Origin of the sequence: Tenacibaculum finnmarkense genomovar ulcerans, assembly GCF_900239495.1 — a bacterium.
GTDB classification, from domain to species: domain Bacteria; phylum Bacteroidota; class Bacteroidia; order Flavobacteriales; family Flavobacteriaceae; genus Polaribacter; species Polaribacter ulcerans.
Map to the genome: position 1 here is coordinate 82,198 of NZ_OENE01000013.1, position 15,825 is coordinate 98,022.

At 29.7% G+C, this 15,825-nt stretch carries 8 protein-coding genes and 1 pseudogene; 6 read left to right on the plus strand and 3 right to left on the minus strand.

The features are described 5' to 3' along the window. The first annotated feature begins 30 nt into the window (after positions 1–30). From fdhD to DPIF8902391_RS04700, 5 genes are all read left to right on the plus strand, one after another. On the plus strand, positions 31–873 hold the full coding sequence (fdhD, locus tag DPIF8902391_RS04680) for a formate dehydrogenase accessory sulfurtransferase FdhD (protein WP_058885045.1): 843 nt from the start codon (positions 31–33) through the stop codon (positions 871–873). 3 nt (positions 874–876) lie between these two features. Continuing rightward, positions 877–3,186 (plus strand): FdhF/YdeP family oxidoreductase, encoded by a 2,310-nt coding sequence (locus DPIF8902391_RS04685; RefSeq protein ID WP_058885046.1) that lies wholly within the window; start codon positions 877–879, stop codon positions 3,184–3,186. Between the two features lie 59 nt (positions 3,187–3,245). Further along, positions 3,246–3,890, plus strand: a complete 645-nt coding sequence (locus tag DPIF8902391_RS04690) for a hypothetical protein (RefSeq protein WP_058885047.1) — start codon at positions 3,246–3,248, stop codon at positions 3,888–3,890. Between the two features lie 82 nt (positions 3,891–3,972). Next, positions 3,973–5,481 (plus strand): hypothetical protein, encoded by a 1,509-nt coding sequence (locus DPIF8902391_RS04695; protein WP_198912933.1) that lies wholly within the window; start codon positions 3,973–3,975, stop codon positions 5,479–5,481. Between the two features lie 2,718 nt (positions 5,482–8,199). Next, on the plus strand, positions 8,200–9,876 hold the full coding sequence (locus tag DPIF8902391_RS04700) for an RluA family pseudouridine synthase (protein WP_058885049.1): 1,677 nt from the start codon (positions 8,200–8,202) through the stop codon (positions 9,874–9,876). 538 nt (positions 9,877–10,414) lie between these two features. Here the strand turns inward: DPIF8902391_RS04700 and lon are convergent. Further along, entirely contained in the window at positions 10,415–12,889 is a 2,475-nt protein-coding gene (gene lon / locus DPIF8902391_RS04705; RefSeq protein WP_172505168.1) for an endopeptidase La, read from the minus strand. 626 nt (positions 12,890–13,515) lie between these two features. On the opposite strand from lon, the gene DPIF8902391_RS04710 reads away from it, so the two are divergent. After that, positions 13,516–14,073, plus strand: coding sequence for an HNH endonuclease signature motif containing protein (locus DPIF8902391_RS04710; protein WP_058885050.1), 558 nt, complete (start codon positions 13,516–13,518; stop codon positions 14,071–14,073). Here DPIF8902391_RS04710 and DPIF8902391_RS04715 read toward each other — a convergent pair. Both DPIF8902391_RS04715 and DPIF8902391_RS04720 read right to left on the minus strand, forming a co-directional pair. Next, a pseudogene (locus tag DPIF8902391_RS04715) lies at positions 14,070–14,692 on the minus strand (LysE family translocator). The gene DPIF8902391_RS04710 and the pseudogene DPIF8902391_RS04715 sit on opposite strands and share 4 nt — an antisense overlap. A 91-nt stretch (positions 14,693–14,783) precedes the next feature. Then, on the minus strand, positions 14,784–15,815 hold the full coding sequence (locus tag DPIF8902391_RS04720) for a quinone-dependent dihydroorotate dehydrogenase (protein ID WP_172505169.1): 1,032 nt from the start codon (positions 15,813–15,815) through the stop codon (positions 14,784–14,786). Positions 15,816–15,825: the final 10 nt, after the last annotated feature.

The window sequence follows — 15,825 nt, forward strand, 5'->3', positions numbered from 1 at the left end:
GATTCTTTTTTTACGTACTTTTGCTTTTACATGAAAAAATCCAGTGTTTACGAATCTATAAAATTATCAAAAAATAACGCTTTAAAAGTAGCTGATACAATTGTTGTTGAAGCGGCTCTTCAAATTAATATCAATAATGAATCATACACCGTTGTAATGAGAACTCCAGGTGATGATAATCAATTAATTAGAGGGCTTTTATATGCGGAGGATATTTACAAAAGCAAAGAGGCTTTATCAATCAATACTATTGAGGTAAATACCGATGAATCTACTATTTTAAACGTTACAATTCCGAAGGATAAATTAAGGAAGGGATACTTGAATAAACGTACCCTTTTATCTGTTTCTTCCTGTGGGATTTGTGGAAAAACAGCGCTAAAAGACTTAAAAATAACAGGGGAATCACTTTCTTCTAGTAATAAAGCTAATGAAGTAGCGAAAGAGGATCATAAATCGGCAGTAAACACAGCAATAAACAGTACATTTGATATGTTTATTAAAATGACTGATTTACAGTTTTTATTCAAAGAAACAGGCGGTAGTCATGCCTGCGCATTGTTTAATAAGAAAAAAGAACTTTTAACTATTAAAGAAGATATTGGTAGGCACAATGCGGTTGATAAGTGCATTGGTGATTTAATTGAAAAACAACAGCTAAAGCAAGTAAGTTATATGCTTGTTAGCGGACGTGTTTCGTATGAAATTGTTTCAAAAGCTTTTTTTGCGAAAATTCGTATTATTATTGCTGTTTCCGCCTGTTCTTCTTTGGCGGTTGATTTTGCTAAAGAATTTGGCATTTGTTTAATTGGTTTTAGTCGAAATGATAAAATGACCGTTTACGCAAATCCTCAACATATCTTCAATATATAAATTATGAGTAATCAAAAACAACAAGAAAAGACTGTAAAAGCACAGCCTCCTGAAAATTTAACAGGAATAAAACTTATTGAAGTTCCTACAAAAGCCGTAGGAACAAAGGCGATAAAATCGGCATTGAGTCATGTTTTTTCTGAAACAGGGATTGTAAAAGGGATTCAATTATTAAAAAACATCAATCAATTAGATGGTTTTGATTGTCCTGGTTGCGCATGGCCTGATCCTGATCAAAAAAGAGCCTTTTTAGCTGAATATTGCGAAAATGGCGCCAAAGCAATTGCTGAAGAAGCTACAACAAATAGAGTTTCTCCCTTGTTTTTTGCAACACATACGGTTCAAGAACTTTCAGAATGGTCAGATTATGATATCGGAAAAAGTGGGCGTATTACACATCCGATGATTTTACGAGAAGGAAGCAATAATTACGAAGAAATTTCATGGGAAAATGCTTTTAAACTTGTTGGAAATGAGCTAAACGACTTAAAAAACCCTGATGAAGCTATTTTTTATACCTCTGGAAGAACAAGTAATGAAGCAGCTTTTTTATATCAATTATTTGTTCGAAAATTTGGAACAAATAACCTTCCAGACTGTTCAAATATGTGTCATGAAAGTAGCGGTAGTGCGCTTTCTCAAACCGTTGGAATTGGTAAAGGGTCGGTTACCCTAGATGATTTCAATCATGCTGACTTAGTGATAGTTATAGGTCAAAACCCAGGAACAAATCATCCAAGAATGTTAACCGCTTTAAAACAAACAAAGGATAATGGGGGTAAAATAATGACCATAAACCCGCTTCCTGAGGTTGGTTTAATGAAATATGTAGATCCTCAAAACCCTTTAAAGTGGCTTGGCGCTGGTGATGTATTAACAGACCTATTCTTACAGGTTAAAATAAATGGTGATGTTGCCTTGTTAAAAATCATCTTAAAATTGATGAAAACCCAAGAACAAGAAAAAGGAGGCGTTTTTAATCATCAATTTATAAAAGAAAAAACACATGGTTTAGAGGAGTTTTTAATCGATTTAGATACTTATACTATTGCCGAATTATTGCCACAAACGGGCTTATCTTTAGAAATAATTGAACAAGCAACTCAAATGATTATCAATAATGATAAGATAATTATCTGTTGGGCAATGGGATTAACCCAGCATAAAAATGGTGTTGATAATATTCGTGAAGTTGTAAACTTACTGCTTTTAAAAGGAAGTATCGGTAAAAAAGGCGCAGGAACTTGCCCTGTTCGAGGACATTCGAATGTACAAGGAGACCGAACTATGGGGATTTGGGAAAAGCCAAAAGATAGCTTTTTAGATAGTCTAGAAAAAGAATTTCAATTTCAAGCACCACGTAAACATGGCTATGATGTTGTAGCGGCTATTGAAGCAATGTATGCTAAAAAAGCAAGTGTTTTTGTAGGGATGGGTGGTAATTTTATTTCTGCAACCCCCGATACTGAATACACTGCTAAAGCATTAAAAAACTGTAATTTAACGGTTCAAATTTCTACAAAATTAAATAGAAGTCATTTAATTCATGGAAAACAGGCATTGATTCTTCCTTGTTTAGGACGTTCTGAAAAAGACATTCAAAAAACTGGAGATCAATTTATTACCGTAGAAAATTCTATGGGAGTTGTGCATCAGTCTAACGGGCATTTATCACCTAGTTCTGATCACTTATTAAGCGAACCTGCTATTGTTGCTGGTATGGCCAAAGCAACTTTAAAAAACACTAAAATTGATTGGGAATTACTTGTTTCAAATTACGATTTAATCCGTAATAAAATTGAAGCAACCATTCCTGGTTTTGAAAATTATAACGAAAAAGTTCGTGTAAAAGGAGGTTTTTATTTACCTAACAATGCTAGAGAGAACAACTACGCTCCTACTTTAACAGGAAAAGCAAACTTCTCTACAAATTTACCTTCGGATGTTGTTTTAGAAGAAAATCAATTTATGATGATGACCATTCGAACCCACGATCAATACAACACAACTATTTATGGTTTAAACGATAGATATAGAGGTGTTTTAAACGAGCGAAGAGTTATTTTTATGAATCCTGAAGATATGAGAGCTCAAGGATTATCAAAATTAGATAAAGTAGATTTAACAAGTCATTTTCAAGGGGAAAAAAGAAGTGCTTCGGGCTTTTTAGTGGTTCCTTATAGTATTCCAAAACAATGTACCGCTACTTATTTTCCTGAAGCAAATGTATTGGTTCCCCTTAAAAGTAAAGCCAGAATTAGCCATACACCGGCTTCTAAAACAGTGATTATTACGCTACTAAAACACGAGTAATAAAAAGAATTGTATTTTAGTCGAATATTTTTAATTAACACGTAAATCAACATATAATTATGCCTTTTATAGAAGAAGAAAATCTTACATTAATGCAGGAAGACTTAGACAACGCTAGGTTAAAAAGAGAAAATGCCGAAGATGAATTAGATCAAGCAAAAGAAAAACTTACTTCTTTTCAGAAAAAATCTAGAATTACAGCAATCTTATTAGGCTTGCTTTTAGGAATATCATTAGGAGCTTGTTATTATTTTTACACGAGCGCTACACAAGCACCTACTTTTTCAGAAGCAGATATCGCAGCTATAAAAAGTAAGGAAAATACCCGTGTTTTAGATAGTATTAATATCGCAACTATTGCAGCAATGTCTTTAGATAACACTCAAAATGAAGGTTCAGATTCGAGGATAGGCTCAGGAAATTTAGACGAAGTTATTAGTGAGGTAAAGGACAATACAACTGGTGAAATAATCTATTCTGTTCAGGTAGGAGTCTTTTATAATAAGAAAAAATTTCCTTTATTATCTTCTAAAACAATACCCGCAATAATCACTTCTGATGATGATTATTTTAAATATTCATTAGGTTTATTTACTACATTAAGTCAAGCTAAAAGATTTAAAAAAGAATTGATAAAACTTGGGTTTAAAGATGCTTTTACAGCTTCTTATATTGATGGAAAACGTCAAAAAATACACGATTAAATAGTACTATTAGATATACAATTAAATAACAAAATCAATGTTAATTAAAATTATTAAACGAACATTTATAGTATTATTTACTATGAGTGTTCATTTTTTTTACGGGCAGAATAGCCAAAATAAACTAGATAAAACAGCTCAAAAAGAAACTCAAATAGCCTTTGGACAACTCGATTTTTTAGATATAAAAATGCCTGGTAATGAAAAAAATATGGGCTTTACAGGAATTCATTATAATTTAAAAATAAATAGTTGGAGCTATGCAGGTATTGGTATCTATAGCGCTATAACCGGAATTCGTGGCGGTTTTTTTACCTTAGGTATTAATGCTGGCGTGCAGCAAAAAATCACCGAAAAACTATTTATTGATGCCGGGGTTCATTTTGGCGGCGGCGGCGGTGCATCAGCTCCCGATGGTGGTGGTGCTTTTATTTTACCACACTTAAATGCTGGGTATAATTTCAAGTATTTTTCAACAACAGCAGGGTATAGTTTTGTTAATTTTTTTGATAAAGGAGCTATTAAAAGCCAGCAATTTAATGTTGCTGTTCAAATACCTTTATCGTTTGATACAGCAACTAATTTTAAAGAAAATGAAGAATATAAAGGCTCTTTTAAGCTTGATGCCTTAATTAAAAATAGCGACTGGAACACCTCTAGTAATACTATTTCATTGCTTGTTCATTTAAATAATTTAGATGTAAAAAAAGGAAGTTACAAAGGAAAAACAATGCGATTAGCAGGTTTTGAATTGAATTCTTACTTAAACAAAAACATGTTCTTTTTTGTAAAAGCTGACGGTGCTTACCATGGAATTAAAGCTGGATATATGGATGTATTTATAGGGGCAGGTTATCATGCAAGTCTATATAAAAACGGTACAAATATCTTAGCTAAATTTGGTGTTGGAGCTGGTGGCGGCGGTGGTGTTGATACGAAAGGAGGGTTTTTAATATACCCTGATTTATCTATTGAGCAAAAAATATTCGACAATACATATTTATCGATTAATAAAGGATTTTTAATGAGTCCTGATGCTCATTTTAGCTCTTCAACCTTAGGTTTTGGATTGAAATATTACCTTGATAAAGATGGTATTTCATCTACTGAAAAAACCTTTTCAGTAGGTAAATTTAAAGATCTAGAAGTAATTTTAAAACATGATTTATACCCAAATGCTAAAAGAGATAATAAAGGTGGGTTTTCTCAAAACATGCATCAAATTTCGTTGCAAATTAACTTATTCTTAAATAAATACGTGTACGCAGGTGGGCAAACTTCATTTGCTAATTTTGGAGATGCAGGTGCTTATGCCGAGGGTATTGTTGGTTTAGGAGTTCAATCAACTACTTTTTTTAAGAACACAACATCGGTATTTATACAGTTTTTAGCAGGTGCTGCTGGTGGTGGTGGAATTAGCACAGGGCAAGGTTTAATTGTAAAGCCAAGCATAGGGCTTAATTATAAACTAACCGATAAATTAAACATTCGTGGAGGTTTAGGGTATGTAAAAGCTAGAGGTGGAAACCTAAGTAATACCTATTTTAATTTAGGAATTAACTATCATTTTTCATTTTTAAGCCTTCGTTAAATCGGTTTAAAATATTTTTAAAAGAAATAAAACAGCATAAAAACAACCCCTATTAAAGTCAAACTTTATAGGGGTTTTTTGAGTTTTACAGCTTAATAAAATAATTTATTCGATACTAAAACAGATAGAATACAACGCAATTACAACAATTACGAAGACAATTATTTGTTTAAAAATCTTAAAAAAAAGGCTGTTCAAATAAGATTATTATCATCTAGATACTACTCTATTTTTGTACTTAGAATACCTTATTAAAAATATAAAACAGCTTTTTTCTAGAATTTTTTCCAGAAATTAATTAGCGGGAAATACCATTTAAAAAAGGATTAATTATTTTTTTTCAGGTTATTTAGAGATTATTTTCACTTTATAAATGCTTTTTTTAGTTAAGACTCTTTTTTTACACGCCTACAATACCTCCTTTATTAGTTTTAATTATACTAGTTTTTATAACCTAATATCCTCTATTTTATCTTTAAATTAAACGGAAAAAAGATATAAAAAAGAAAATCGCTTGTTTAAAAAAAACTAAATAAAGACCAAATTTTCATTAATTATGAATCATTTTGTAGCTTCAAGTCAGTATCTAATAAAGATAAAATGACAACAAATGATGATGAGAAACGGAACTAAGAGCCTTTAATCTTTCTGTTTTTTTGCTAAAAACACTAGGTTAACGCCATTTATATTTCTCCATTTTATGGATTTATTTCATCCTAAAACAGGAGTACAGCTAAAAATTGTAGTAAATCAAGAATGAGAAAGCGAACATACACCACCTACTTTTTATAACTCCTGGTTTATTTTTACTGGCGATTATAAAACTGTTTAGTGATTTAAAACAAGCTCTAAATATAATTTGCTGCCTATTTTTTTTAAGAAACCGTAAAAAAACATAAAATAAAGCTCCTCCTGCTATTGCTATTTTGTTTTGTCCTATAATGTGTTTGTTACAATGTTGCCTTGGATAAAACTCATCCGTATTTTCCCTGATATGATTTTAGATTAATTTCTGCAATAAAGTATCTTGTCTTTATATTTGAATTTAGGTTATATAAAACAGAAACAAACGACTATACACTTAACATAACAGTTGAGCTATGTCTGAATTAATTTACAATTGACAACACGTCACTAAGGATTGACTTTATTACATTTGTAATACAAGAGTGAACCGCTTGCGGGTTACGGATGTAATTTGAGGCTTAGGGTTTTTACGGTTACATATGTTAATCGAAGACGAACTTCTTGTGTGTGTACTTATGAGTTATTTTGTATGATAAATATTAATCTTAGTTACTGATTCATTCTAAAAGATGATCTTAAATATAACTAGTATATAGTTGTGTTCTAGACACACCATCTCCATAGCATGTACTACTCTATCTGTAAGTAATTGAATTAGAATCATATATGAGGGTGTATACGGTTCACTTTTGTAAATAAAAAGGATAGTCTACCTACCTCGTGCTTAGTTGTTAGTAGATGACAAAAGTAAATATCTTGATTTTAGTAACGAATAAACATTAATTCACTTTTGTAATAAGAGGAATATATGATTTATTAAGCCAATATTAGTCGTTGTTACATTTGTTACTCGGTGTTTCGAATCTGTTTTTAGGTACATTTGTGAATTTTTTTACTTTTTCGATGTTAAAACTGATTATCGGAGCTAATATTATATGTAAAATATGATTTTAAGGCTTTGCTCCTGCTTATTTACAGAGGATTATCTTCTTAAAAATACTTTTGAATTGATTTTTACCTGTTTATTTGAAATTTTTTTGAGATTAAAACTGATTATCGGACTGAAATTATACTGTAAAATTTGATTTTAAGGCTTTGCTCCTGCTTATTTACAGAGGATAATCTACTAAAGATGGTTTTGAATTAATTTTTACCTGTTTATTTTAAATTTTTTCGATGTTAAAACTGATTATCGAGCTGAAATTATATGTAAAATTTGATTTTAAGGCTTTGCTCCTACTTATTTACAGAGGATAATCTTCTTAAAAATACTTTTGAATTGATTTTTACCTGTTTATTTTAAATTTTTTCGATGTTAAAACTGATTATCGGACTGAAATTATATGTAAAATCTGATTTTAAGGCTTTGCTCCTGCTTATTTACAGAGGATTATCTTCTTAAAAATACTTTTGAATTGATTTTTACCTGTTTATTTGAATTTTTTTTGAGATTAAAACTGATTATCGGACTGAAATTATACTGTAAAATTTGATTTTAAGGCTTTGCTCCTGCTTATTTACAGAGGATAATCTTCTTAAAAATACTTTTGAATTGATTTTTAGCTGTTTATTTTAAATTTTTTCTATGTTAAAACTGATTATCGGACTGAAATTATACTATAAAATCTGATTTTAAGGCTTTGCTCCTGTTTATTTAGAGAGGATAATCTTCTTAAAAATACTTTTGAATTGATTTTTACCTGTTTATTTGAAATTTTTTTGAGATTAAAACTGATTATCAGACTGAAATTATATGTAAAATTTGATTTTAAGGCTTTGATTGGTTTGGTATGAAAAAGATTATCGATACAATTTCGAAAAGAAAAAATCACTAGAATTGATACTGGTTTCTATATTAATTTTAACGAATAATTATCGGAATTAACCTTATTAAAAAATAAGGTTAATCTTGAAAAATAGTATCAAGAAAAGTATAGTATCTTTGTGTACTTAAAACAGATTTATCTTATTTTGAACACACATTTTCAATATTTTTCTAGCCCTATAAACGATATAAAAATCCCTAATAAATTTACCTTTCCATTTTATTATGAACCACACCCCTTATGTGAAATTGCTACAAAAGAAATAATAGATTATTTAAAAACACAAACCGATTTTGAGCATAATTTTGGGTTAAATCCTTCAAAAAAAGGGATTCCTATTGGTAAAATGTTCGGTGTTTTAGTTGTAAAAAATAAAAAAAATGAAATTGGATATATCTCTGCAGTTTCAGGAAAATTAGCAGAAACAAATACGCATATAAAATTTGTTCCACCAGTTTATGATATGCTTACCGAAGATTCTTATTATTTAAAAGAAAAAAATAATTTAATAGCAATAAATTCTGAGCTAGAATCTTTAGAAGCAGATATTAATTATAACTTATTATTGTCCGAAAATAAATTAGCAAAAAATAAGGCTATAGCTGATATTCAAGAAAAAAAAGAGGCTTTAAATACTGCTAAAAAAAAGAGAGCTATTCGAAGAGAAAAAGCCTTTAACGAATTATCTCCTGAAAATTTTATTCTTTTCAAAAATGAATTGAGTAAAGAAAGTTTAGATGCGAAACATTTTTTTAATAACGTAAAACGCTATTGGGAACATACTTTGAAACCAACAGAAGATAAATTGTCGGTTTTTACCAAGCAAATAACCAACCTAAAAACCTTACGTAAATCAAAATCAGTTGATTTACAAATGTATATTGTCGAGCAGTATCAGTTTTTAAACATTAAGAAAGAAAAACAAAACTTAGCTGAATTGTTTTCAGGGACTTCTGTACAAAATTTACCTGCTGGTTCTGGTGAATGCTCGGCTCCTAAATTACTGCAATATGCTTTTTTAAACGATTTAAAACCCATTGCAATGGCTGAGTTTTGGTGGGGGAAATCACCAAATAAAGAGATTAGAAAACATGAACAATTTTACCCCGCTTGTCAAGGAAAATGTAAACCTATTTTATCACATATGTTGTCAGGAATTGAAATGGATACCAATCCGCTACTAGAAAACCCTGCTATTGGTAAAGAAATTGAAGTAATTTTTGAAGACGATCAGTTAATTGTTATTTGTAAACCTGCTGATTTCCTGTCTGTTCCTGGTATTAATATTCAAGATTCGGTATATAGTAGAATAAAACAACAGGTTAAAAATATTTCAGGACCTATTATTGTACATCGCTTAGATATGGCTACCTCTGGGTTGTTGGTTTTAGCAAAAAATAAAGAAGCTCATAAATTTTTACAAAGTCAATTTATCAATAAAACAATTAAAAAAAGATATACCGCTTTATTAGATGGAATTGTTACTGAAAATACAGGGACAATTACGCTTCCACTCCGCGTTGATTTAGATGATAGACCCAGACAACTAGTGTGTTACGAACATGGAAAGCCTGCAAAAACAAATTGGGAAGTTATAGAACGAAAAAATGGGAAAACAAAAATTCACTTCTACCCTATTTCAGGGCGAACACATCAATTAAGAGTACATGCTTCTCATAATTTAGGCTTAAATATACCGATTGTTGGTGATGATCTGTATGGAAAAAAATCAGATCGATTGTATTTACATGCCGATACTTTAGATTTTTTACACCCAATAACTAAAGAAAAAATGCTTTTTTCAAAAAAATCTGATTTTTAAGAAAAAAACGGCTTTAATAGAGCTGTAATTTAGGTGAAAATAAATAATATTGACCCTCTAATATTTAAAAAATAAAATAGTTGTTTAAAATACGTATTTTTGTAAATCTTTATTTTTATGAAATTTAAACAGGCTTTTATCATTTTTAATGATAAATACCACCTATTAATTCTTAAATAACTTAAATTATTTAGTGTATTATTTTACCTTAAAAAGTATACTATATTACCTAAAAAGCATAATTTTTGAATATTTTTGAAGAAATTTAAACTTAAATACAGGTATAATTAAAGCATTATAAAATAATATTTATACTGTAGCATTAAAAAACCTAGAAACGCCATTTTGAGGTATTTTTTTAATAAACAAGCTTTTTAATATATTTATTTTTGTCGAAATTTGATGAAAATTTATAGGCTTACACTTATTAATATTACAGTGTAAAAAACAAAATATTTTCCCTTATTTCTGTTTATTTTAAATTTTTATAAAAAAAAGCCTCTCAGTTTTGAGAGGCTTTCTAATGCTATTCTAAAAATTATATTAATTTTTTAGCTTTTTTAACTTTTTTCTTGGTAAGTGCAATATCAATCACTTCGTGCATTTCAGTTACATAATGAAAGGTTAAACCTTTTAAGTAACTTTCTTTAATTTCTTCAATATCTTTTTTATTATCAGCACATAAAATAAGTTCTTTAATATTTGCACGTTTAGCGGCTAATATTTTTTCCTTAATTCCTCCTACTGCCAATACTTTTCCTCGAAGTGTAATTTCACCAGTCATCGCTAATTTATTTTTCACTTTACGCTGAGTAAACACAGAAACCAACGAAGTTAACATAGTAATACCTGCACTTGGTCCGTCTTTAGGAGTTGCCCCTTCTGGTACATGAATATGTACATCGTATTTTTCTAAAACTTGTGGCTCAATACCAAAATCTTCAGCATTTGCTTTGATGTATTTCATTGCAATTGTAGCCGATTCTTTCATTACTTTTCCTAAATTACCAGTAATAGAAAGCGCTCCTTTTCCTTTAGAAATAATAGATTCGATAAATAAAATATCGCCACCAACACTTGTCCAAGCTAAACCTGTAACAACACCTGCAACATCATTATTTTCATATTTATCACGTTCTAAACGTGGTGATCCTAAAATAGTTACAATATCTTTATTGGTTAAATCAATATTATAAGGCTGCTCCATCGCTATTGATTTTGCTGCAAAACGAACCACTTTAGCAATTTGTTTATCTAAACCACGTACCCCCGATTCACGCGTATATCCTGCTACAATTTTTTCGATTTGTTTTTTACCAATCGTTAAATGTTTTTCTGATAATCCGTGTTCTTTTAATTGCTTTGGAAATAAATATTTTTTAGCAATTTCCATTTTTTCTTCAATCGTATATCCTGTAACATTAATTAGTTCCATACGATCACGCAATGCCCAAGGTATTTGCCCTAAATTATTTGCGGTAGCAATAAATAAAACTTTAGAAAGGTCGTAAGGAACTTCTAAATAATTATCATAAAAAGCCGTGTTTTGCTCAGGATCTAAAACTTCTAACATTGCTGATGAAGGATCTCCCTGATTGCTCTGGCTTAATTTATCAATTTCATCTAAAACAAAAACAGGGTTTGATGTTCCTGATTTTTTAATATTCTGAATTAAACGTCCTGGCATTGCACCAATATATGTTTTACGATGTCCTCGAATTTCAGCTTCATCACGCAAACCACCTAACGACATGCGAACATATTTACGCCCTAATGCTTCGGCAACCGATTTTCCTAACGAAGTTTTACCAACTCCTGGAGGTCCGTATAAACAAATAATTGGCGATTTCATATCGCCACGTAATTTTAAAACAGCTAAATGTTCTATAATACGTTCTTTAACTTTTTCTAAACCAAAATGATCTCTATTTAATATTTTTTGAGCACGCTTTAAATTAAATTTATCTTTCGAATAAATATTCCAAGGCAATTCAAGCATTAACTCTAAATAATTTCGCTGCACACCATATTCAGCCATTTGAGGATTCATTCGTTTTAAACGATTTAATTCCTTGTCAAAGGTTGCGGCAACTTTTTTATTCCATTTTTTAGTTTTAGATTTTATTCTCATTTCATCTAATTCCTGATCATGAGAAACACCACCTAATTCATCTTGAATGGTTTTTAATTGTTGGTGTAAATAATATTCACGTTGTTGTTTATCTAAATCTGAACGTGTTTTTGATTGAATATCATTACGTAATTGTAATTTTTGAAGCTCTTTATCTAAGTTACTTAATGTTAAAAGTGCACGTTCTCTTAAATTATCTTCTTCAAGTAATACTTGTTTTTTAGCAACGCTTAATTCCATATTAGATGAAATAAAGTTTACTAAAAATGAATTTGATTGAATATTTTTAATCGCAATTGAAGCCTCAGAAGGTAACATTGGATTCTCTTTAATAACCTCTAATGCTAATTCTTTGATAGATTCAATAATTGCTTCAAACTCTTTTTCGTCTTCAACTTCCTTATTTTCAATAGCCTCGTGAACGCTAGCTTTTAAATACGGATCTTCTTGTGTAATTTCATCAATTACAAAACGTTTTTTTCCTTGAATAATAACCGTTACGTTACCATCAGGCATTTTTAGAACGCGTAAAATTTTAGCAACAACTCCTGTTTTATTAATATCGTCTAAACCAGGGTTTTCAACAGCAATATCTTTTTGTGCAACAACACCAATTACTTTATCACCTTTGTTTGCGTCGTTTATTAATTGAATCGATTTATCTCTACCAGCGGTAATAGGAATTACAACACCAGGAAATAGCACTGTATTTCTTAATGGTAAAATTGGTAATTCAGCAGGAATTTCTTCCTTGTTTATTATTTCTTCATCTTCAGGAGTTAATAATGGGATTAATTCTGAATCCTCATTAAAAGCATCTTGAAGCGACAAATTGTCTAAATGTATTATTTTTGATTTGCTCATATCTTTTATAGATGTCATAGTGACATTTTTACACGATTTAAAATAGTGTAAAAAGCACTTTTTAAACTTTTAATTGTGTGATAAACAGCGCTATATGTTTGTTTATAGGTGTTTGGCTGTATCTGTATAGGTCAATTGTTATGCCAAGTAAAAAAGACAGGATGCCTTTTTTTATCTAACTTTTATTAAACTTACTATTTTATATAAAAGTAAGCTAAAAGACTATAACTCAAAAAAAATAAACCCTATTTTACTGTTTTTGTTTTCAGATTTACATGCTTTATCTGTTACCAATCTTTTAGTTTTTTTTAATGATTCTTGTCAATTTGAGTGATTTTAATGACTAAAAAGAATTAAAAATTATATCGAGAATTTGAATTATTTTATGTTGATGATTTTTCAAAGAACTTCTCAATATTCTTTTTACTTTTCAATACTATTTTTGAAGAAAAATAATCACTCAAATTTAGGGATTCTCTAATTTGCAAATCGGCTCTAATTATTTTTTTGATAAAATGATCAATAATAAACCCATTTTAAATCAATTAAATAAGAAGAATTAAGTTATCTAAAACAAAAAATGTATTTTTGCTATAAATAATAAAGTGCTATTTATTATTAAAGTTCAGATAAATATTGAAAATATGATACGAAGCTACAGAAATGAAATGTGGAAAGAAATACTATTTGATAATAAAATCTCTGAAAAAGAAAAATTTAAAATATCTAATTACGGACGAATCATCAACTGTAAAACTGAAGAAGAGTTTTTGGTAAAAGAATATTTTATAAACGGTTACCAAAACTTGCCTTTAAAACAACGTGTTAATGGAAAAACGACGAGTCGATATGTTCATAAATTAGTTGCTGAAACTTTTTTACCTCGTAAAGAAGATGATCAATATGTAATTCATTTGAATTATGATAAAAAAGACAATAGACTTGAGAATCTTAAATGGGCTACAAAAAGAGAAAAAGAAGTACATCAATTTACAAATCCTGAATATGTAAATAAAGTACATAGGTACAAACCTAGTACAACAAAACTTACAGAAACCAAAGTGATGTTGATTAAACGAAAATTAAACGACCCGAACAGAAGGACACGTTTAAAAATGATTGCCAAACAATTTGGTGTTTCACAAATGCAATTACATAGAATAAAAACTGGTGAAAACTGGGGATATGTAACTGAAGATTAGCGAAGTATTAGCATTGCAATGCTAACGAAAACAATTATTTGAGCCCATTTTAGGTACACACCTATTTGGGCATTTTTTTTAATCGCTACCGAAAGTGATCCCGCTAAAATAGCAATCGCAGAAAATATAAAAAATGAAACAACAATAAATATACCTCCTAAAATATAAAACTGTATAACTGTTGATAACGTTTTAGAAAATAAAAACTGCGGAAAAAAAGCTAAGAAAAAGATCGTTACTTTCGGGTTTAACACATTCATCCAAAAGCCTTTTTGAAATAATTTTCCCGTAGAAGATTTTTTAGTGTCGGTTAAATTATCTGTTGATAAAGAAATTTTAGCATCACTTTTATATACCTGATATGCTAAATATAACAAATACCCTGCTCCTAATAATTTAATACTGAAAAATAAATTTGGTTGTTGTTTTATCAATTCAGAAATTCCGAAAGCAACTAAGTTGTGTGAATAATACAACCTGTCATTAAACCAAAAACTGTTGCTAAACCATATTTTTTGCCATTAACAATACTTTGTGTTAATACAAAAATATTGTCAGGACCTGGTGAAATAGCCAATGTTACTGTTGCCACTGAAAAAGAAAGTAATATTTCTAACATTTTTTAGTCTTTGTTTTTATGCAAAAAAAAAATGAAGTAACTATTATATAGATTACTTCATTTTTATTTTCAGTATTTATTGAAAAAGTATTTATTTAGATAAAATAGCTTTATTTATTCTTTTCACCAAACTTGGTCCTTGGTAAATAAATCCTGTATAAATTTGAACTAAATCAGCACCTGCATCAATTTTTTCTAGGGCATCTTTTTCAGAATGAATACCTCCAACTCCAATTATAGGAAATGCTTTGTTCGAATTATCCGCTAAATATTTTATTACTTTGGTACTTCTATCTTTTACCGGCTGACCACTTACACCGCCATTTCCGATTTCAGTTAATCTTTCTTTCGATGCTTTTAAATTAGCTCTATTTACAGAAGTGTTCGATGCAATAACGCCATCAATTTTTGTTTGCGCGACCAATTCAATAATTTCATCTAATTGCTGATTGTTTAAATCAGGCGCAATTTTTAATAAAATCGGTTTTTGTTTTACCTCTTTATTATTTAAAGCCTGTACTTCGGTAATCAATTCTTTCAAATAAGAAACATCGTCTAATTTTGCGTGGCTACCAACATTTGGGCAACTTACATTTAAAACGAAATAATCTACATACGGATGTAATCCTTTAAAACAGGTTACATAATCTTGGGTATAATTTTCGGGAGTGGTGTCGGTATTTTTACCAATATTCCCACCGATAATTATTTTACCTTTATTCTTTTTTAACTGCTCAATTGCAACTTCCAAGCCTTCATTATTAAACCCCATTCGGTTAATAATTCCTTGATCGTCTTTTAAACGAAACAATCTTTTCTTCGGATTTCCTGCCTGACCCTTTGGAGTTACCGTTCCTATTTCAACAAAACCGAAACCAAAATTTGCCAACTCATTATATAGTACCGCATTTTTATCAAAACCGGCAGCCAAACCAACAGGGTTTTTAAATGTTAGTCCGAATAAATTACGTTCTAATTTTTTATCATTTACCTGATACATACTTCTAAATATTGAAGAAACAAAAGGTATTTTAGAAACTGTTTTTACCACTGAAAAAGTAAAATAATGAATTTTTTCAGGATCAAAAAGAAATAAAATTGGGCGAATTAATTGTTTGTACATATTGTTTTAT